Origin of the sequence: Pseudomonas sp. C 49-2, assembly GCF_003970195.1 — a bacterium.
GTDB lineage: Bacteria > Pseudomonadota > Gammaproteobacteria > Pseudomonadales > Pseudomonadaceae > Aquipseudomonas > Aquipseudomonas canadensis.
The window spans coordinates 1-18,769 of the sequence record NZ_RXYG01000011.1 but is presented as its reverse complement, the minus strand read 5'-3'; the positions used below and the strand labels follow the sequence as shown (position 1 = coordinate 18,769).

The window sequence follows — 18,769 nt, the reverse complement described above, 5'->3', positions numbered from 1 at the left end:
TGCCGCCATCGCCACTGGTATGGATTAACGGATTGCATATGACTGAACAGCGCCCTATTGCGGTCCTGGGAGGCGGAAGTTTTGGTACCGCCGTGGCAAACCTGCTGGCCGAGAACGGCCACGCTGTGCGCCAGTGGATGCGCGACCCCGAACAGGCCGAGGCCATTCGGGTGCACCGGGAAAATCCGCGTTACCTCAAAGGCATCAAGATTCATCCGGCGGTCGAGCCGGTCACCGACCTGCTCGAAACCCTCACGGCGTGCGACCTGTGCTTCGTCGCGCTGCCCTCCAGCGCCTTGCGCTCGGTGCTGGCGCCCCACGCCGAGCGTCTGGCCGGCAAGTTGCTGGTCAGCCTGACCAAGGGCATCGAGGCGCAGACCTTCAAGCTGATGAGCGAAATCCTCGAAGAAATCGCTCCCCAAGCGCGCATTGGCGTGCTGTCCGGGCCGAACCTGGCACGGGAAGTGGCCGAACACGCGTTGACCGCCACCGTAGTCGCCAGTGAAGACGAAGAACTCTGCGAACGTGTCCAGGCCGTGTTGCATGGCCGCACTTTCCGCGTCTATGCCAGCAGCGACCGTTTTGGCGTCGAGCTCGGCGGTGCGCTGAAAAACGTCTACGCGATCATCGCCGGCATGGCCGTCGCGCTGGGCATGGGCGAAAACACCAAGAGCATGTTGATCACTCGCGCCCTGGCCGAGATGACCCGCTTTGCGGTGAACCAGGGCGCCAACCCAATGACCTTCCTGGGTCTGGCGGGCGTTGGCGACTTGATCGTCACCTGCTCCTCGCCGAAAAGCCGCAACTACCAGGTTGGGTTTGCCCTTGGCCAGGGCCTGAGCCTGGAAGACGCGGTCACGCGCCTGGGCGAAGTCGCCGAAGGGGTCAACACGCTCAAGGTGCTCAAGGCCAAGGCCCAGGAAGCCGGTGTGTATATGCCGCTGGTCGCCGGGTTGCACGCGATCCTGTTTGAAGGGCGCACCTTGGACCAGGTCATCGAGCTGCTGATGCGTGCCGAGCCGAAAACCGATGTCGACTTTATTTCCACCAGTGGTTTCAACTGAGGAACGCGTCATGAACGATCCGAAAGCAGCCCCCAAGTACGAATCCATTGCCTTGCGCATCCTCTGGATGCTGGTGTTTGCCCTGGTGTGGCAAGTGGCGCAGTTCCTGCTCGGCGCGCTGGTGGTGGTGCAGTTGATCTACCGCCTGGTCTACGGCGCCCCGAACCTGGGCCTGATGAACTTTGGCGACAGCCTCAGCCAGTTCCTGGCGCAGATCGGCCGCTTCGGCAGCTTCCACACCGATCAGAAGCCGTGGCCGTTCGCCGACTGGCCGACCCCGCGCGCACCCGAGGGCGAAGCCGCCCACAGCGTGCCGCCGGCGCCGCACCCGGTGCGCGATGAAGAGCCGAAACTGTGAAACTGTGGATCCTGCGCCACGGTGAGGCCGAAGGGCAGGCGCGCACCGATGCCGAGCGCAACCTCACTGAGCATGGTCGTGGTGAAGTGTTGCGCAGTACTGCGCACCTGATCGGCCAGCCCCTCAGCGCGATCATCGCCAGCCCCTATGTGCGGGCGCAACAGACCGCGCAGCTGGTGCGTGAGGCGTTGGGTTTTGAGCCGCAGATTCGCACGGTGCCGTGGCTGACACCGGAGGGCAAGCCGTTGCAGGTGCTGCAAAACCTCGACACCGATGACAACGTGCTGCTGGTCAGCCATCAACCGTTGGTGGGCAGCCTGATCAGCTTCCTGCAGCATGGTCATCTGCGTCAGCCGCAGCCGATGCACACCGCCAGCCTGGCGGAACTGGAAGGGGATTTCCCGCTGGCGGGGCTGATGAGCCTGGTCAGTGTGAAGAACCCGTAGGCTTTATCGCGGCTTTGTGTGTGCTATATAGTCAACCAAGCAAGTGCTTGGTTGGCTATCGTCGGACCACAAAGGAGCGCGTCCCATGCCCGTCGCTTTTCGTTTGCCGTTGCAGGTCTTCTTCGAACGTGAAGCGCGACATCCGCGCCAAACCTTTCTGGTGCAGCCGGTCGGTGGTGGCGACGTGCAAAGCCTCACCTGGGGCGACGTCGGCCACCAGGCCCGCTGCGCCGCGCACTGGCTGCGCGCCCGGGAGTTGCCTCCCCGCTCGCACATTGCGCTGATTTCGAAAAACTGCGCCCACTGGATCATTGCTGACCTGGCGATCTGGATGGCCGGGCATGTCTCGGTGCCGCTGTATCCCAATCTCACCGCTGATTCCGTCGCCCATGTGCTGACCCATTCCGAGGCGGCGCTGGTGATTATCGGCAAGCTTGATGATTGGCCAGCCATGGCGCCCGGCGTGCCTGCGGATGTGCCGACCATCAGCCTGCCGTTGTGCCCAGCAGGCGAATTCGATTTCAGTTGGGCCGATCTGCAAGCCTGCTCGCCGATCCAGGATGAGCCGGCACCTGCGGCCTCGGACCTGGCCACCATCATTTATACCTCCGGCACTACCGGCCTGCCCAAGGGCGTGATGCACAGCTTCGGCGCGTTGGGGTTTGCCGCCACCCGTGGTACGGAGTTGTTTGGCTTGGGCGAGGGCGACCGGTTGTTGTCCTACCTGCCGCTGTGCCATGTGGCGGAGCGGATGTTTGTCGAGATGGCCTCGATCTACACCGGGCAAACGGTGTTTTTCGCCGAAAGCCTGGAGACGTTTCTGACGGACCTGCGTAGGGCGCGTCCGACCGCACTGTTTGGCGTGCCGCGTATCTGGACCAAATTCCAGATGGGCGTCTACGCCAAGATTCCCGCAAAGCGCCTGGACACCTTGTTGCGCCTGCCCTTCATCGGTAAGCGTGTGGGCCACAAGGTGCTCGCCGGCCTGGGCCTGGACGCGTTGCGTATCGCGCTTTCGGGAGCGGCGCCTGTGCCTGAGGCGTTGCTGCGCTGGTATCAACGCCTGGGCCTGGATGTGCTTGAGGTGTATGGCATGACCGAGAGTTGCGGCTACTCCCATGTCTGCCGCCCCGGCCAGCAGACCCTCGGTTGGATCGGCTTGCCGTGCCCCGGGGTGGAAGTGCGTATCGACCCGACAGGCGAAGTCCAGGTACGCAGCGGCGCGACCATGCTTGGCTACTACAAGGACCCGCAGAAAACCGCCGAAACCATCACCGCCGAGGGTTTTCTGCGCACGGGCGACAAAGGCGAGCAGGACGCCGAGGGGCGTTTGCGCCTGACCGGACGGCTCAAGGAAATCTTCAAGACCAGCAAAGGCAAATACGTGGCGCCGGCGCCGATTGAAAACCGCTTGGCCGAGCATCCGCGTATCGAGCAGGTGTGCGTGGTGGGTGATGGACTGATCGCGCCGATAGGCTTATGCGTGTTATCGGCAGTGAGTGAGGATTTGCCAACCCTGCGTGCCAGCCTGGAGCGCTGGCTGGAACAGGTCAACCAGGCGCTGGATAAGCATGAGCGCCTACGCCAATTGGTGGTGGTCAAAGACAGTTGGGCGGTAGAGAACGGCTTCCTGACGCCGACCTTGAAGATCAAGCGCAACGTGATCGAATCGAGTTACGGCGAATATTTCCAGACATGGAGCGAGCGTTCCGAAACCGTTCTGTGGCAGGATTAGGGCCGTAATAAAACCAATAAGGACACTCTCCATGAGCCTGTGGCGCACCCAACCGAACATCGACCAACTCAACGCAATCCAGAAAAACACCATCGGTGAACTGCTGGACATCCGTTTTGAAAGCTTCGACGACGAATCCCTGACCGCGAGCATGGTGGTCGACCATCGCACCCATCAGCCCTACGGCTTGCTGCATGGCGGCGCCTCGGTGGTGTTGGCCGAGAGCGTCGGCTCCATGGCCGCCTATCTGTGTATCGACCCGAGCAAGTTTTATTGCGTGGGCCTGGAGGTCAACGCCAACCACCTGCGCGGTGTGCGCAGCGGGCGGGTGACAGCGGTGGCCAGGGCCGTCCATATTGGCCGCACTACCCAGGTCTGGGACATCCGCCTGACCAACGATGAGGGCAAGGCCAGTTGCGTGTCGCGCCTGACCATGGCCGTGGTGCCGCTGGGCGAGAACCCGCCGGCACGATAGGCGTGGCGTGAGTGTCATCATTCCTGGCAGTTACAGTCATTGCTGTGCCGGCCGGGCATGGTGACAATCAATCTCTGTTTTTGTAGATGGATCCGGTATGTCGCAGCACGTGTTTTTTGCCCACGCCAATGGCTTCCCCTCGGCCACCTACGGTAAGTTGTTCGCCGCCCTGGCTCCGGAGTACGCGGTGGCTCATCTGCCACAGCACGGTCACGACCCCCGGTTTCCGGTGGACGATAACTGGCAGAACCTGGTGGACGAGCTGATCCACCACCTGGAGCAGCAACCGGAACCGGTGTGGGGCGTGGGCCATTCCCTCGGCGGCGTGTTGCACCTGCACGCGGCCATGCGCTGCCCGCAGTTGTACCGTGGCGTGGTCATGCTGGACTCGCCAGTGCTGACCCGCGCCGACCGTTGGGTGATTCGCGCGGCCAAACGCTTCGGGTTTATCGACCGGCTGACCCCGGCCGGGCGCACCTTGGGCCGTCGGGAAGAATTCAGCGACCTGGACGCCGCGCGCAGCTATTTCTCCGGCAAAACCCTGTTCCGTGGCTTTGACCCCGAATGCTTTGACGCCTACCTGCAACACGGCCTGCTGCAAGTGGGCGATCGCCTGCGGCTGCGTTTCGATCCGGCCACCGAAATCAGCATCTACCGTGGCGTGCCCCACACCAGCCCCGGCCAAGTGCGCCAGTTGAAGGTGCCTCTGGCGGTGGTGCGCGGCCGGCAGAGCAGGGTGGTGATGCGTCACCACGCCAGCGGCGTCGGGCGCCTGCCCATGGGCGAAATGCTCACCATGCCCGGCGGCCACATGTTTCCTCTTGAACGGCCCCAAGACACCGCGACCCTGATCAAGAACCTGTTCTCCCGCTGGGAAGCCCGCGAGCGCAACTGCGCATGAGCACCCCGGTCGAAGAAGTGCGCCTGAGCCTGCCCCATATCGAACTGGCGGCCCATCTGTTCGGGCCCGAGGACGGTTTGCCGGTGATCGCCCTTCATGGCTGGCTGGACAACGCCAACAGCTTTGCGCGGCTGGCGCCAAAACTTCAGGGGTTGCGCATCGTTGCGCTGGATATGGCTGGGCATGGGCATTCGGCGCATCGTCCTACCGGTGCCGGTTATGCCTTGTGGGATTACGTCTTTGACGTGCTGCAAGTCGCTGAACAACTGGGTTGGAAACGTTTTGCATTACTTGGCCATTCCCTCGGCGCCATCGTGTCCTTGGTGTTGGCCGGCGCGTTGCCGGAGCGTGTTACGCACCTGGGATTGATCGACGGTGTGCTCCCGCCGACCGCCAGCGGTGAGAATGCCGCCGAGCGGCTGGGCATGGCCTTGCAGGCGCAATTGAACCTGCAGGACAAGCGCAAGCCGGTCTACAACACCCTGGATCGAGCGGTCGAGGCACGCATGAAAGGCGTGGTGGCTGTCAGTCGCGAAGCCGCCGAACTGCTGGCCCAGCGCGGTTTGATGCCGGTGCCGGGTGGCTACACTTGGCGTAGCGACAGCCGTTTGACCCTGGCCTCGCCGGTTCGCCTGACTGAGGAACAGGCGATGGCGTTCGTGCGACGCGTGAGTTGCCCTACCCAGTTGGTGGTCGCTGCCGACGGCATGCTGGCGAAACATTCCGAATTGCTTTCCCAGTTACCCTTTACCGTAACCACGCTGCCAGGCGGCCACCATTTACACCTGAATGATGAGTCCGGCGCGGTCCTTGTTGCAGACTGTTTCAATCGGTTCTTCTCCGCGCCTTGACTTGGGGCGGTCAACTGCCGAGGCTGGGCGGATTGAAAGGGAGTCAACCATGAACAAACTCAACACCGCTGCGACCTCCGATGGCCAGGGCTCGTTGATCTTATGAGCGTGCGTAAAGGATGTATCCGTATCCTGGGCTTGAGCCTTTTGAGCCCACTGGTATTCGCCGCCGACGTACCGGGCAGCCAGGACCTGCCCACAATGGCCCGTCAGGTCGACTCGCAAATCGTCGACTACCGTCCCGCCGAAGAAAAAGAACGTATCTACCCCATGGGCGCGATCCGCAAGATCAGCGGCCAACTGCGTTATGAAGGCCAGGCCATCGCCCGTGGCCAGACCACCGCCATCACCTATGAACTGCCCGCCGAACACAGCTCCAGCGCCGCGTTCAAGGCCACGCGTGAAGCCTTGCAGGAGAAGGGCGCGCAGTTGTTGTTCTGGTGCCAGGCACGGGATTGCGGTGAAAGCAGCCTGTGGGCCAATGAAGTGTTCGGCAACGCCAAGCTGGTCGGCGCCGACGGCCAGCAGGAATACCTGCTGCTGCGCCTCGCGGCGCCGCAGGAAAACTCCCTGGTGGCGCTGTACGGCATTACCCGTGGCAACCGCCGCGCCTATTTGCATGTGGAGCAATTGGATGCCAACGCGCCGCTGGCCGACCTGCTACCCACCTCGGCGACCCTGCTGCGTGAATTGAAAAGCACCGGCGAGCTGGATTTTCCCGCCCTGGGGGGCGAGCCTGACGACACCTGGCTGACCCTGATTTCTCGTGGCCTGAACCTGGATGCCACGTTGCGCGTCAGCCTGACCGGCCCGACCGCCGAAGCCTGGCGCCAGGCGCTGGTCGACAAAGGCGTGCGCGCTGCACGCATGGAAACCGGCACGGGTGACGCCAAGGGCCTGCACCTGCATCTGATACGCTAGGCGTAACAGGGCGAACGGACCCGCGCCGTTCGCCTAAGCTGTCTTCCTACAGTCTTCCTTTCGAGATCCTACATGCTCAATAACGATCGCCTACTGGTGCAAATCCTGCTGCTGGTGCTGTTCGGTGCCAGCTTCTGGGTGATGGCGCCGTTCTGGTCGGCGCTGTTCTGGGGCGCGGTGCTGGCGTTTGCCAGTTGGCCGCTGATGGTCCTGCTGACCCGCTGGCTGGGTGGCCGGGAATCCTTGGCTGCCGGCATCCTGACGTTGGGTTGGATGCTGCTGGTGGCGCTGCCGCTGGTGTGGCTGGGCTTCAACCTTGCGGACCATGTGCGCGATGCAACCGCATTGATCAAGGATATCCAGGTCGATGGCTTGCCGGAAGCGCCTACCTGGCTCGGCTCGATCCCCTTTGTCGGCGAGCGGCTGGTGGGTATGTGGGACAGCATTGATCAGCAGGGTGCAGCGTTGATGGTCAGCATCAAGCCGTACCTGGGGCAGGTCGGCAATTGGTTGCTGGCGCGCAGTGCGCAAATCGGTGGTGGGATTCTGGAACTGACCCTGAGCCTGGTATTCGTGTTCTTTTTCTATCGGGACGGGCCGCGCCTGGCGATGTTCGTCCACCGTCTGCTGGAACGCTTGATCGGCGATCGCGCCGGCTACTACATCGAACTGGTGGCCGGCACGGTGCAACGGGTGGTCAACGGCGTGATCGGCACCGCCGCCGCGCAAGCCCTGCTGGCATTGATCGGCTTCTGGATCGCCGGCGTGCCGGGTGCATTGGTGCTGGGCATCGTCACCTTCCTGCTCAGCCTGATTCCCATGGGCCCGCCGCTGGTGTGGATCCCGGCCACGGCCTGGCTGGCCTGGAAGGGCGACTACACCTACGCGGTGTTCCTTGGCGTATGGGGCACGTTCATCATCAGCGGCGTGGACAACGTGCTCAAACCCTACCTGATCAGCCGTGGCGGCAACCTGCCGCTGGTGATCGTGCTGCTTGGGGTGTTTGGCGGCTTGATCGCCTTTGGGTTCATCGGCCTGTTTATCGGCCCGACCCTGCTGGCGGTGGCCTACAGCCTATTGATGGATTGGAGCGCGACCCAGGCCCAGGGGCGACGGGAAGACAAACTGCTTTAAGCCCTGGGCAACCACATCACGGCGGTCAAGCCACCGCCGGGGGTTTCTTCCAGGTGCAGCCGACCGCCGAGGCGTTCGGCCGCTTCCTTGGAAATCGTCATGCCCAGGCCGACCCCGCCAGAGTTGCGATTGCGTGAGCCTTCCAGCCGATAGAACGGCTCGAACACCGCCTCACGCTTGTCGACGGCGATGCCGGGGCCGTGGTCGATCACGCGGATCACCAAGGCCTCGCGGCTGTCCGTCAGCTCGATGCGCGCCGTACCGGCATAGCGCAGGGCATTGTCGATCAGGTTGTTGAGGCACGAACGCAAGGCCATCGGCTGCACCTGCAGCGGCGCGCAGGTGCCGGCGAATTGTACGTCGGAGCCTTGGTCCTGGGCGTTTTCGCTCATGGACTCGACCAACGCTTGCACGTCCAGCCAGTGTCGGGTTTCGCTGGTGCGTTGTTCGTGCAGGTAGCTCAGGGTGGCGTCGAGCATGCCGATCATGTCGTCCAGGTCCTGGCGCATCTGGCCTTGCAACCGAGTGTCTTCAATCTGTTCCAGGCGCAGCTTCAAGCGTGATAGCGGCGTGCGCAGGTCATGGGAGACCGCGCCGAGCATGCGCGCGCGTTGGCTGACTTGTTCGCGGATGCGCCGTTGCATCAGGTTGAAGGTCGACGCGGCTTGCTGTGCTTCACGCGGTCCCGACTCGTCGAGGGGCGGGCTGTCGAGGTCCAGGCTCAAGCGCTCGGCAGCTTCGCTCAGGCGCTGAATCGGCCGGCTCAGCAGCTTGGCGCCGTACCAGGCGGCGATGATCAACGAGATGAACTGGAACGTCAGCGGCACCACCGGGCCGCCAAACCACGGTCGCTTGTGCTTGGGCAGGGGCTTCATCGTGCCGTCAGGCTGTTCGACAAAGGTTTCCTGGGGCGGCGGCGGGGGCGGGCCGTAATAGCGAAACCAGGAGATCGCCAGCACGTGGGCCAGCACAATCGCCACCAGCAACACGCCAAACAGTCGACCGAACAGCGTGTTGAAGGCGTTGCGCATCAACCGATATCCCGCGCATCGAACAGGTAGCCTTCGCCGCGCACGGTCTTGATCAGTTGCGGGGCCTTGGGGTCGTCCCCGAGTTTTTGCCGCAGGCGCGACACCAGCAAGTCGATGCTGCGATCAAAGGCTTCAATGGAGCGGCCACGGGCGGCATCCAGCAATTGTTCGCGGCTCAACACCCGGCGCGGGCGCTCGATGAAGACCCACAGTAGGCGGAATTCCGCGTTGGACAGCGGCACCACCAGGCCATCGTCGGCCACCAGTTGGCGCAATACGCTGTTGAGGCGCCAATTGTCGAAGCGGATGTTGGCGCGCTGGTCGGTGCGGTCATCGCGCACACGGCGCAGGATGGTCTGGATCCGCGCTACCAGCTCACGCGGCTCGAACGGCTTGGACATATAGTCGTCGGCGCCCAGTTCCAGGCCGATGATGCGGTCCGTCGGCTCGCAGCGGGCGGTGAGCATCAGGATCGGAATGTCCGACTCCGCGCGCAGCCAGCGGCACAGCGAAAGGCCGTCTTCACCGGGCAGCATCAGGTCGAGCACCACCACATCGAAGGTTTCAGCCTGCATGGCCTGGCGCATGGCGGTGCCGTCGGTGACGCCATGCGCCAGGATGCCAAAACGGGCGAGGTAGTCGATCAGCAGTTCGCGGATCGGTACATCGTCGTCAACGATCAGCGCGCGGGTGTTCCAGCGCTTGTCATCGGCGATCACTGTGCCTTTTTGCTCGTCGTTCACAGAGACGGAAGGGGTCTGCATAATGCGATCATCTGCCTGGTCGTTGCGGTCAGCATAGGCGTCCAGCCCCATGGCTGGAAGTGCTGGTCGGTGGGTCGTGCGAGCGAGGCTAGCGGTGGGGCGTGTTGGGGGCATGTCGTGAATGTATCAGCTTTGAAATAATTGCCCGTAAATGCCTGCCCGATAGCGCTTGGTCAGTATTTACCGATCATCGGATCCCGCAACGCCGCCGCTTGCGCTACAATCCGCGCCGATTTCGACTTGCCTGAGAGCCCATTCCAATGTCCGTCTGCCAGACTCCTATCATCGTCGCCCTGGATTACCCCACTCGTGACGCCGCACTGAAGCTGGCTGACCAGTTGGACCCGAAGCTTTGCCGGGTCAAGGTCGGCAAGGAACTGTTCACCAGTTGCGCCGCAGAAATCGTCGGCACCCTGCGTGATAAAGGTTTCGAGGTGTTCCTCGACCTGAAATTCCACGATATCCCGAACACCACCGCCATGGCGGTCAAGGCCGCTGCCGAAATGGGCGTGTGGATGGTCAACGTGCACTGCTCCGGTGGCCTGCGCATGATGAGCGCGTGCCGTGAGGTGCTGGAACAGCGCAGCGGTCCCAAGCCTTTGTTGATCGGCGTGACTGTGCTCACCAGCATGGAACGTGAAGACCTGGCCGGCATCGGTTTGGACATCGAGCCTCAGGAGCAGGTGCTGCGACTGGCGGCCCTGGCGCAGAAAGCCGGTCTCGACGGCCTGGTGTGCTCGGCGCTGGAAGCCCAGGCCTTGAAAACCGCGCACCCTTCGCTGCAACTGGTGACCCCAGGGATTCGTCCGGCGGGCAGCGCTCAGGATGACCAGCGCCGTATTCTGACGCCGCGACAGGCGCTGGACGCGGGTTCCGATTACCTGGTGATTGGCCGTCCGATCAGCCAGGCGGCCGATCCGGCCAAAGCGTTGGCGGCAGTGGTTGCAGAGATCGCCTGAACAACACCCCCTGTAGGAGCCGGCTTGCCGGCGATAGCGGCCTTTAGATCAATGCAAGACTCAAGGGCCTCATCGCCGGCAAGCCGGCTCCTACATAAGCTGGGTGTCAGTTGACCTTCAGTACCAACTTGCCGAAATTCTCGCCGTTGAACAGCTTCATCAACGTCTCCGGGAACGTCTCCAGCCCCTCCACGATATCTTCTTTGCTCTTGAGTTTGCCTTGGGCCATCCAGCCGGCCATTTCCTGCCCGGCAGCGGCGAAGCCTGCGGCGTGGTCCATCACTACGAACCCTTCCATGCGCGCTCGATTGACCAGCAGTGACAAGTAATTGGCCGGACCTTTCACGGCTTCCTTGTTGTTGTATTGGCTGATGGCGCCGCAGATGACCACGCGGGCTTTCAGTGCCAGGCGGCTGAGGACGGCGTCGAGAATATCGCCGCCGACGTTATCGAAATACACGTCCACGCCCTTGGGGCACTCGCGCTTGAGGGCCGCGGGCACGTCTTCGCTTTTGTAGTCGATGGCGGCGTCGAAGCCCAATTCATCTATCAGGAACTTGCATTTGTCGGCGCCGCCGGCAATGCCCACCACGCGGCAACCCTTGAGCTTGGCGATCTGCCCGGCAATGCTGCCCACGGCGCCCGCCGCGCCGGAGATCACCACGGTTTCGCCAGCCTTGGGCGCACCCGTTTCCAGCAGCGCAAAGTAGGCGGTCATGCCGGTCATGCCCAGAGCCGATAGATAGCGCGGCAAAGGCGCCAGTTTCGGATCAACCTTGTAGAAGCCACGTGGCTCGCCGAGGAAATAATCCTGCACGCCTAGGGCGCCGTTGACGTAGTCGCCGACAGAGAATTTCGGGTTGTTTGACGCAATCACCTCTCCCACACCCAGTGCGCGCATTACCTCACCGATGCCGACAGGCGGAATGTAGGACTTGCCTTCATTCATCCAGCCGCGCATGGCTGGGTCGAGGGACAGGTATTCGTTGCGCACCAGCACCTGGCCCTCCTGGGGCGTGCCCACCGGGACTTCCTGATAAGTGAAGGTGTCCCGGGTGGCTGCGCCGACCGGGCGCTTGGCGAGCAGGAATTGGCGGTTGGTCTGGGCAGTCATGGCAGCGACTCTTCTGGAAATGAACCTGAAGTGATAGACCTTCAACGGATAGGGAGCAAGGTTCACCGAGAGCGCGAATGCCGGTCGATAGGTGGTGTTGATAGTTGACCTACGTCTCTTATCACTGCGATCCATGCAGCGCCAACCGGCGATTTGATAGTGCTGACGCGTCCAAGGCGGCGTTGGCTAGACTCGACCCACGGCTATTTTCTCCCACAGGACATCTTCTATGAGCATGACGTTTTCCGGCCAGGTTGCCCTGGTGACTGGCGCCGCTGCCGGTATTGGCCGCGCCACCGCGTTGGCGTTCGCCGCCGAAGGCTTGAAGGTCGTGGTTGCCGACCTGGACGCGGTGGGCGGCGAAGGCACCGTCGCCCTGATCCACCAGGCGGGTGGCGAAGCGCTGTTTGTGCGTTGCAACGTCACGCTGGAGGCGGATGTGCAGCAATTGATGGCCCAGACCATCGCCGCCTATGGTCGCCTGGACTATGCATTTAATAACGCCGGGATCGAGATCGAAAAGGGCAAGCTGGCCGACGGCAACCTGGATGAGTTCGACGCAATCATGGGCGTTAACGTCAAAGGCGTGTGGTTGTGCATGAAGCACCAGTTGCCGCTGTTGTTGGCCCAGGGCGGCGGCGCCATAGTCAACACTGCCTCAGTCGCGGGCCTGGGGGCTGCGCCGAAGATGAGCATTTATGCGGCCTCCAAACATGCGGTGATCGGCCTGACCAAATCGGCGGCCATCGAGTATGCGAAGAAGAAAATCCGCGTCAACGCAGTCTGCCCTGCGGTGATCGATACCGATATGTTCCGGCGCGCCTATGAGGCCGACCCACGCAAGGCTGAATTTGCCGCCGCCATGCACCCGGTCGGACGCATCGGCAAGGTCGAGGAAATCGCCAGCGCGGTGCTATACCTGTGCAGTGATGGCGCCGCATTTACCACAGGCCAAGCTTTGGCGGTGGACGGTGGTGCGACCGCTATCTAGGACCTCACGCCGCCCTTCATTCGAAAAGGTTTGGGGGGCTGTGGGGCGTTTCCATAGCTGGCACCGTGCCCTGTCAGAATGTGTATCAACAGGTAAATAATTCAATAAAATCAATACTTTAATAAGACTTGGCGAGCGGTCGAAATGCGCTTCTGTGCTTAACTGTTCTGGGTTGAATATCAGTCAGTTGAAGTGAGTGGCGCATGGATTTAGGGATCGATCGACAAGCCCTTGTACCGGTGGTGCAGCAAATTATCAGCGCCGTGGCGCAATGGATTCGCATGAGTGGGGTGAGCCCCGGCACGCGCTTACCGTCCGTTCGACAGGTGGCCCTCGATAACCTGCTCAGCCAATCCAGCGTGATCGAGGCGTTCGAGCGGATGGTCGCCCAGGGATTGCTGGTTTCCAAACACGGTTCGGGTTTCAGCGTGGCCCAGCCGTCAACGTTGTATGAGGACCAGTGGTATGAAGGCGCGGAGCGGGAATGGGGCGCCTTCGTTGATAGTCCTCTGGGCGAGTTGAAGCTGGGCTGCGGTTGGTTGCCCGATGCCTGGCGTGAAAGCGATGACATCAGTTACGCGATTCGTGAAGTCACTCGAACCGACACCGCCGGCCTGTTCAATTACAGCACGCCATTGGGGTTGCCGGCGCTGCGCGAGCAACTGTTCAAGCGTCTGAGTCGAATCCACATTGCCGCCCACCAGGACCGTATCCTCATCACAGCGGGCGCGAGCCATGCCCAGGACTTGCTGATACGCACGTTGCTCAAGGCCGGCGACTGCGTGGTGGTCGAAACACCCGGGTACGGCAACCTCTATCGGCAATTAGGCTTCCACGGCGTGCAATTGCTGCAAGTGCCGCGAACCCCTGGTGGCCCTGACATTCCGGCGCTGGAAGCGCTGCTGCAGCAGCATCGGCCCAAGTGCCTGTTCATCAACAGCCTGTATCACAATCCCACCGGCTCCAGCCTGAGTCGTACCGTGGGCGAGCGTTTGCTGGCGCTGGCGCAGCGCGACAACTTCCTGATCATCGAAGAGGATGTCCTCGGCGACCTGCAGCACCCCAGTTGTACGCGCCTTTCGGCGTTACCCCATGATGATCGGGTGATCTACGTCGCCAGCTTTTCCAAGACCTTGAGCAGTGCCTTGCGCGTGGGTTACCTGAGTGCCAGCGCCGCGATCATCGCGCAGTTGGCCAGCCTCAAGACCCTGACCGGTTTTGGCACCTCACGCTTCGCCGAATCGGTGGTGGCCACGCTGCTGGCTAATGGCACTTATCGCAAATGGGTACAGCGCTTGCGCAAGCGGCTGAATACGCAAATGACGGCTACGCTGCAGGTACTGGAGGACGAGGAGTGGGAGGTGTTCGCCGCACCTGCTGGCGGCATGTTTTTGTGGGCGCGACCAAGGGCAAGCGATCCATCGCGGTTGCAGGCATGCGCCCGCAGACTCGGGGTTTTGTTGTCGTCGGGAGCGCTATTCAGTCCAACCAGCGAGCCCAGTGAGTGGTTGCGCATCAACGTGGCCTATGCCGATGATCAACGGGCCTTGGCGTTGTTCCGCGCAATGGGGCCCGCCAGATCGACCTCGACCATTCTGAAAACGACGGGCGTGTAGCTTTTTGCCATTATTGTGGCGCCAACGACTTGTGTTTAGTGCCTTGTGGTTGCGAATCTCGCCTGTGTAAACCGGGCTTGATGGCAACCGCCATTGCAAGAGGATTCAAGTGCAATGATTTCGGCCGTGCAACGACAATTCGCCAACCTCGGTATGGCGAAAAAACTGGGCTTGGGTTTCACCCTGGTATTGCTGCTGACGGCCTTGGTCGCGGCGATCGGTGTGTGGTCCCTGCAAACCGTTGGCCAGCGTTTCGAAGGGCTCAAGGCCATGTCGTTGCTTAACAGCGGTTTGCTCAAGGTGCGCCTGATCGAGCAGGACTACGCGTTGCACGCCGATCCCAAGGCCGTTGACGCCCTGCACGAAAGCGTCGATGCCCTGGCGGCTCTCGCGGCCAGTCTCAAGGCCCAGTCGGCGGCCAACGTGCCGGTGATGACTGATGTCGAACAGGCCTTGGCTGCCTACCGCAAGGCGTTCGATGAGTTTGTCGAATTGACCCAGACCAAAGACCTGGCGTTGGAAATGGCCAGTTGGTCGGTGTCCAGCGTGGCCAACAATCTAGATGTATTGCAGGCCGGGCTGGCGGATGACGGCGCCTATGGCTTGAAGGAAAGCCAGGGCAGGGAAGGCGCTGAGTTTATCGAGCAGGCGGGGCAGGTCAGCCAGGTGTCGCGCCTGATGCTGCAAGCAATGAATGAAGCCCATGTGCGGCTCGACCAGAGCCGCAAGGCCGATCAAGACGACGCAGAGCAGGGCAAGATCGAGCAGGCTGACCAGGCTCTTGCCCAGGTCGAGCAACTGAAGACCTCAGTCAAGGACTCCGGCTACCAGACCGTGCTCAATGAAGTTTCCGGGCATATCGCCGCGTTCAGTGAAAAACTCGGCGAGTACACCGGGCTGCTGGCGCAGGAAAAGGTGGTCTACAAGCAGTTGCATGATAGGGCGGAACAGGTCGTCAGCCGGGTCAACCAGGCCTACGACGCCGAAGACCAGTCGATGCAGGCGCAGTTGAAGAAAAGCGCACTGCTGATCATCGGCTCTTCGGCCTTGGCGTTGTTGGTGGGTTTGATTGCGGCCTGGGTGATCACCCGCTTGATCGTCGCGCCGCTGCGCAGCGTGATTGCCGTGGCCCAGCAGATTGCCGCCGGCGATTTGAGCGGGCGCATGGAGGTCAGCCGTCGTGATGAAATCGGCCAGTTGATGCAGGCGATGCAACAGATGGGCAACGGCCTGAGCCAAATGGTCAGCGGCCTGCAAGCCGGTATCGAGCAACTGGCCAGTTCGGCGCATTCATTGTCCAGTGTCACCGAGCAGACCAACGTCGAGGTCAATAGCCAGAAAGAAGAAACCGAACAGGTCGCCACGGCGATGAACCAGATGACTGCCACCGTGCACGACGTGGCTCGCAACGCCGAAGAGGCCGCGCAAGCCGCACAGACGGCAGATGATAAAGTCGACAGCGGCCAACAGGTGGTGCGCCAGAGTTTGCAGCGCATTGAATTGCTGGCCACATCCAGCACCTCTGCCAGCGCCAGCATCGAGAGCCTGAGCGCTGAAATTCAAAATATCGGCACCGTGTTGAGTGTGATCAAAAGCGTGGCCGAACAGACCAACCTGCTGGCCCTCAACGCCGCCATCGAAGCCGCCCGCGCCGGCGAGCAGGGCCGAGGTTTTGCGGTGGTCGCCGATGAAGTACGGGCCTTGGCCAAGCGTACCCAGCAATCCACCGAGGAGATCGAACGACTGGTCAGCACCTTGCGCAGCGCCGCCCAGTCATCGGTGCAGCAGATCCAGCAAAGCGGCGAGTTGGTGAAGCTGGCGGTAAGCGATGCCCTGGAAACCGAAAGTGCGTTGGGTAGCATCGCAGTGGCAGTGTCGCTGATCCAGCAGATGAACCAGCAGATTGCCGCGGCGGCCGAGGAGCAAAGTTCGGTGGCCGAAGAGATCAATCGCAGCGTCACCAGTATCCGCGCCAGTGCCGATCAGTCGGCGCTGAGCATGCAAGGCAATGCCGCGTCGAGCATTCAACTGGCGCAGTTAGGCGCGGAACTCAAGGGCATGGTGGGGCACTTCCGCCTGTGATCGCCGCGCGTTGGCAGCGACCACAGGGGAGGGCGGTCAGGCGTTGTTGGCGAGGAAGGTCAGCAGGGCTTCGTTGACGAAGTCCGGGTTTTCCCTGGCGCTGATATGGCCGGCTTCGGGAATCAGGATCAGGCTGCAACCGATCAGGTTCGCCATCTCCTCGGACTCGGCGGGAGGGCGCGGTTTGTCCTGCTCGCCGCACATCAGCAACGTGGTGTCGGCGTCCAGGCGCGGCAGTTGCTCCAGTACGTCTTCGCGACTGAAGATCAATCGACCCAAGGGCACGATGCTCTGCAACAGACGTTCTTTCGAGTAACCCTGCAGTTGCCGGCGGAAATCCTGGTACAGCGCTGATTCGCGGTCGATACCCGGACGGAAGAATATCGGCGCGACCACATCCAGCAACGGCTCGGGGATGGCACCGGCGTCTTCAATCATCTTGAACAGCGAGAAGTAATACTGGCGCGTGGCCTCGGGCTCGGCGCCCAGGTAGGTGTCCATCAGCACCAGGCTGTTGATCCGCTCGGGCGCCTGCAGTGCCAGGCGTGCACCCCACATCCCGCCGACCGAGAGCCCCACCAGGTTGATCGCTGGGATATCCAGTTGGTCGAGCAGGGCCAGGGTCTGGCGCGCGAGGTCGTTCAGGGAATGGGTTTGCGCGGGTAATGCACCGGATTCACCATGGCCCCACAGCTCGGGCACGATCACACGGTATTGTTGCGACAGCGCTTCGATCTGCGGCGCCCACATGTCGGCGTCCCACAGGTAGCTTGAACCCAGCAGTACGACCGGGCCGGTGCCCTGGTCCAGGTAGTGCAGCGGTTGTCCATCAATGACGGCGACAGGCATAACAGGCCTCTGACTTCACGGAGTAAGGGGCACTTTTTTACGCTAGTCGGGGGCGGGGGGATAGATGCAAAGTGATGGCATCTTGTGAAGCGGTAGGTTGTTTGTACAGACCTGGTCTTGTAGTGAGCGGGCTTGCCCCGCGCTGGGCTGCGTAGCGGCCCCAATAAAAACCCCTCGTTCTGGCAGACAGATCGGGGGGTTAGGTTTTAGGGCCGCTGCGCAGCCCAGCGCGGGGCAAGCCCGCTCACCACAGGCCCGCCCAACTACCGCGCAATCAGTCGTAGATGACTTTCTTCTTCCACTCGGCGTCGGCATCCACCACTTTGAGGCCTTCGGTCAGTTCGTTGACCTCGTCTTCGGCGGGCTTGCTGTTGGTCAACACCGTGGAGTTGGCGCGGGCAAGCTGGGCTTCCAGCTGTTGCAGCTGCGCGCTGTAGATCACCGGCTCCGGCTGTTTACGCAGGTATTGCACGCCACGCTCGAACGCCAGGCGTGCCTGGCCCGGCTGGCCTTGTTGCAGGGCGTGCTGGCCAAGGTTGTTGAAGAACTCGATGTGCAGCAACACCAGGATATGGCGGATTTCCCGGATCCAGTGCTTGGCCTCGTTGGCCGGCAGGAAACCGTCCTGGGCGGCGCGGGTGACCTGGCCGTGCAGGGCTTCGAGCAGGAAGCGCACATCCTTTGCCTTGGCTTCGGTCTGGATCGGCGCGGGCGGGTTGTTCACCGGGATTGATTCGCCTTGGGCCACCAGCGTATTCAGCTCGGCGATGCGAGCCTTGAGCGGTGCGCTGCCTTTGTTGAGGTTCAACAGGCGCTGGTTGACGTTGAGTTCCAGGCGGGTCATCAACAGTTTGAGCGCCGGGGTCATCAACTGGCCGGGGAAGGTCTCGGTGATTTCACCGCAGCGACGCAGGCGATCATTAAGCTCGATCTCGGTGCGCTTCTTTTCCAGCTTGTTGTTTTCCACCACGTGGTTCATGTAGCCAATGGCGATCAGTATTACGATCCCGGCTATTACCAGCAGGGTGATCATGAGTGGTGTCACCGGTGTGACCTCTTTATAGGGTTTACAGTGGAGTGTAGTGACTGGGCCATCCGGCGGATAGGACTGATCGACCAGTTGCCCGGGTAGTTTGCTTCTATATAGATAGGCGCTCCCTGCATGGATGCACATTGCCATCATTTGCTGGAGCGAACTATAGCGTCTTGTCGGGCGCCAGAATATAGGCGTCAAAGCCCGGACACGCACAATTCGCCCTCAGGCCCTGAAAGCAGGTCGAAGTCATTGATTTTAATAAATTTATCCTTGGGGGTTGACGACCTTTCAATCCATCCATAGAATGCGCGCCACTTAACGCGTAAAGCACACAGCGAAACGCAGCTAAGTAGTGAATGTTGTACGTGTGTCCCCTTCGTCTAGTGGCCTAGGACACCGCCCTTTCACGGCGGTAACAGGGGTTCGAGTCCCCTAGGGGACG

Annotated in this window: 18 protein-coding genes, 1 tRNA gene and 1 pseudogene; 15 read left to right on the top strand and 5 right to left on the bottom strand. The window is 61.7% G+C overall.

What is annotated here, in order from left to right:
- Positions 1-38 precede the first annotated feature (38 nt).
- The 9 genes from EJ576_RS21215 to EJ576_RS21175 all read left to right on the top strand — a co-directional run bounded on the left by EJ576_RS21215 (position 39) and on the right by EJ576_RS21175 (position 7,885).
- Positions 39-1,064, top strand: a complete 1,026-nt coding sequence (locus EJ576_RS21215) for an NAD(P)H-dependent glycerol-3-phosphate dehydrogenase (RefSeq protein WP_122725294.1) — start codon at positions 39-41, stop codon at positions 1,062-1,064.
- Positions 1,065-1,074: 10 nt separating this feature from the next.
- Entirely contained in the window at positions 1,075-1,422 is a 348-nt protein-coding gene (locus EJ576_RS21210; protein ID WP_122725296.1) for a DUF4389 domain-containing protein, read from the top strand.
- Complete coding sequence (gene sixA, locus EJ576_RS21205; RefSeq protein ID WP_126571014.1) at positions 1,419-1,868, top strand: phosphohistidine phosphatase SixA; 450 nt, start codon at positions 1,419-1,421, stop codon at positions 1,866-1,868. Before EJ576_RS21210 ends, sixA begins: the two co-directional genes overlap by 4 nt.
- 85 nt (positions 1,869-1,953) lie before the next feature.
- Complete coding sequence (locus EJ576_RS21200; RefSeq protein ID WP_126571013.1) at positions 1,954-3,603, top strand: AMP-binding protein; 1,650 nt, start codon at positions 1,954-1,956, stop codon at positions 3,601-3,603.
- A gap of 31 nt (positions 3,604-3,634) precedes the next feature.
- Positions 3,635-4,078, top strand: coding sequence for a hotdog fold thioesterase (locus EJ576_RS21195; RefSeq protein WP_122725304.1), 444 nt, complete (start codon positions 3,635-3,637; stop codon positions 4,076-4,078).
- 97 nt (positions 4,079-4,175) lie between these two features.
- Positions 4,176-4,979, top strand: coding sequence for an alpha/beta fold hydrolase (locus EJ576_RS21190; RefSeq protein ID WP_028615733.1), 804 nt, complete (start codon positions 4,176-4,178; stop codon positions 4,977-4,979).
- Positions 4,976-5,830: an alpha/beta hydrolase gene (locus EJ576_RS21185; protein WP_126571012.1), complete on the top strand. Its 855-nt coding sequence runs from the start codon at positions 4,976-4,978 to the stop codon at positions 5,828-5,830. The genes EJ576_RS21190 and EJ576_RS21185 overlap by 4 nt, the downstream gene beginning before the upstream one ends.
- A 102-nt stretch (positions 5,831-5,932) precedes the next feature.
- Positions 5,933-6,751 (top strand): DUF4892 domain-containing protein, encoded by an 819-nt coding sequence (locus EJ576_RS21180; protein WP_122725309.1) that lies wholly within the window; start codon positions 5,933-5,935, stop codon positions 6,749-6,751.
- Between the two features lie 72 nt (positions 6,752-6,823).
- Positions 6,824-7,885 carry an AI-2E family transporter gene (locus EJ576_RS21175; RefSeq protein ID WP_126571011.1) on the top strand — a complete coding sequence of 354 codons (1,062 nt, stop codon included), beginning with the start codon at positions 6,824-6,826 and terminating at the stop codon, positions 7,883-7,885.
- On the opposite strand, the gene EJ576_RS21170 is transcribed toward EJ576_RS21175, so the two are convergent.
- Together EJ576_RS21170 and EJ576_RS21165 are read right to left on the bottom strand one after the other, a co-directional pair.
- Positions 7,882-8,916 (bottom strand): HAMP domain-containing sensor histidine kinase, encoded by a 1,035-nt coding sequence (locus EJ576_RS21170; protein WP_122725312.1) that lies wholly within the window; start codon positions 8,914-8,916, stop codon positions 7,882-7,884. The two genes, EJ576_RS21175 and EJ576_RS21170, sit on opposite strands and share 4 nt — an antisense overlap.
- Complete coding sequence (locus tag EJ576_RS21165; RefSeq protein WP_126571010.1) at positions 8,916-9,680, bottom strand: response regulator; 765 nt, start codon at positions 9,678-9,680, stop codon at positions 8,916-8,918. Before EJ576_RS21165 ends, EJ576_RS21170 begins: the two co-directional genes overlap by 1 nt.
- Positions 9,681-9,940: 260 nt before the next feature.
- Here EJ576_RS21165 and pyrF point away from each other — a divergent pair, with 260 nt between their 5' ends.
- Positions 9,941-10,639 carry an orotidine-5'-phosphate decarboxylase gene (gene pyrF, locus EJ576_RS21160; RefSeq protein WP_010211681.1) on the top strand — a complete coding sequence of 233 codons (699 nt, stop codon included), beginning with the start codon at positions 9,941-9,943 and terminating at the stop codon, positions 10,637-10,639.
- 106 nt (positions 10,640-10,745) lie between these two features.
- Here the strand turns inward: pyrF and EJ576_RS21155 are convergent, their stop codons facing one another.
- Complete coding sequence (locus EJ576_RS21155; protein WP_028615738.1) at positions 10,746-11,753, bottom strand: NADP-dependent oxidoreductase; 1,008 nt, start codon at positions 11,751-11,753, stop codon at positions 10,746-10,748.
- A 229-nt stretch (positions 11,754-11,982) separates the two neighbouring features.
- Here EJ576_RS21155 and EJ576_RS21150 point away from each other — a divergent pair, with 229 nt between their 5' ends.
- From EJ576_RS21150 to EJ576_RS30285, 4 genes and pseudogenes are all read left to right on the top strand, one after another.
- Positions 11,983-12,744, top strand: coding sequence for an SDR family oxidoreductase (locus tag EJ576_RS21150; RefSeq protein ID WP_122725314.1), 762 nt, complete (start codon positions 11,983-11,985; stop codon positions 12,742-12,744).
- Positions 12,745-12,947: 203 nt separating this feature from the next.
- Entirely contained in the window at positions 12,948-14,360 is a 1,413-nt protein-coding gene (locus EJ576_RS21145; RefSeq protein ID WP_126571009.1) for a PLP-dependent aminotransferase family protein, read from the top strand.
- Positions 14,361-14,474: 114 nt separating this feature from the next.
- Positions 14,475-15,584, top strand: a pseudogene (locus EJ576_RS30290) (HAMP domain-containing protein); the annotation flags it as partial.
- Complete coding sequence (locus EJ576_RS30285) at positions 15,561-16,442, top strand: methyl-accepting chemotaxis protein (RefSeq protein WP_371923950.1); 882 nt, start codon at positions 15,561-15,563, stop codon at positions 16,440-16,442. The pseudogene EJ576_RS30290 and the gene EJ576_RS30285, both read left to right, overlap by 24 nt.
- Positions 16,443-16,478: 36 nt before the next feature.
- Here the strand turns inward: EJ576_RS30285 and EJ576_RS21135 are convergent, their stop codons facing one another.
- Positions 16,479-17,291: an alpha/beta fold hydrolase gene (locus EJ576_RS21135; RefSeq protein ID WP_122725322.1), complete on the bottom strand. Its 813-nt coding sequence runs from the start codon at positions 17,289-17,291 to the stop codon at positions 16,479-16,481.
- Between the two features lie 274 nt (positions 17,292-17,565).
- Positions 17,566-18,336: a hypothetical protein gene (locus tag EJ576_RS21130; protein WP_028615743.1), complete on the bottom strand. Its 771-nt coding sequence runs from the start codon at positions 18,334-18,336 to the stop codon at positions 17,566-17,568.
- A 360-nt stretch (positions 18,337-18,696) separates the two neighbouring features.
- Between EJ576_RS21130 and EJ576_RS21125 the strand changes: the two genes are divergently transcribed.
- A tRNA-Glu gene (locus EJ576_RS21125) sits at positions 18,697-18,769 on the top strand.

What these genes read in the sequence shown, in the direction of transcription:
- EJ576_RS21180 (WP_122725309.1), top strand. Translation starts at nt 5,933, where the DNA reads ATGAGCGTGCGTAAAGGATGTATCCGTATCCTGGGCTTGAGCCTTTTG.
- EJ576_RS21210 (WP_122725296.1), top strand. Translation starts at nt 1,075, where the DNA reads ATGAACGATCCGAAAGCAGCCCCCAAGTACGAATCCATTGCCTTGCGC.
- EJ576_RS30285 (WP_371923950.1), top strand. Translation starts at nt 15,561, where the DNA reads ATGCAGGCGATGCAACAGATGGGCAACGGCCTGAGCCAAATGGTCAGC.
- EJ576_RS21200 (WP_126571013.1), top strand. Translation starts at nt 1,954, where the DNA reads ATGCCCGTCGCTTTTCGTTTGCCGTTGCAGGTCTTCTTCGAACGTGAA.
- EJ576_RS21135 (WP_122725322.1), bottom strand. Translation starts at nt 17,291, where the DNA reads ATGCCTGTCGCCGTCATTGATGGACAACCGCTGCACTACCTGGACCAG.
- EJ576_RS21195 (WP_122725304.1), top strand. Translation starts at nt 3,635, where the DNA reads ATGAGCCTGTGGCGCACCCAACCGAACATCGACCAACTCAACGCAATC.
- EJ576_RS21175 (WP_126571011.1), top strand. Translation starts at nt 6,824, where the DNA reads ATGCTCAATAACGATCGCCTACTGGTGCAAATCCTGCTGCTGGTGCTG.
- pyrF (WP_010211681.1), top strand. Translation starts at nt 9,941, where the DNA reads ATGTCCGTCTGCCAGACTCCTATCATCGTCGCCCTGGATTACCCCACT.
- EJ576_RS21145 (WP_126571009.1), top strand. Translation starts at nt 12,948, where the DNA reads ATGGATTTAGGGATCGATCGACAAGCCCTTGTACCGGTGGTGCAGCAA.
- EJ576_RS21155 (WP_028615738.1), bottom strand. Translation starts at nt 11,753, where the DNA reads ATGACTGCCCAGACCAACCGCCAATTCCTGCTCGCCAAGCGCCCGGTC.
- EJ576_RS21165 (WP_126571010.1), bottom strand. Translation starts at nt 9,680, where the DNA reads ATGCAGACCCCTTCCGTCTCTGTGAACGACGAGCAAAAAGGCACAGTG.
- EJ576_RS21150 (WP_122725314.1), top strand. Translation starts at nt 11,983, where the DNA reads ATGAGCATGACGTTTTCCGGCCAGGTTGCCCTGGTGACTGGCGCCGCT.
- EJ576_RS21190 (WP_028615733.1), top strand. Translation starts at nt 4,176, where the DNA reads ATGTCGCAGCACGTGTTTTTTGCCCACGCCAATGGCTTCCCCTCGGCC.
- EJ576_RS21185 (WP_126571012.1), top strand. Translation starts at nt 4,976, where the DNA reads ATGAGCACCCCGGTCGAAGAAGTGCGCCTGAGCCTGCCCCATATCGAA.
- EJ576_RS21170 (WP_122725312.1), bottom strand. Translation starts at nt 8,916, where the DNA reads ATGCGCAACGCCTTCAACACGCTGTTCGGTCGACTGTTTGGCGTGTTG.
- EJ576_RS21215 (WP_122725294.1), top strand. Translation starts at nt 39, where the DNA reads ATGACTGAACAGCGCCCTATTGCGGTCCTGGGAGGCGGAAGTTTTGGT.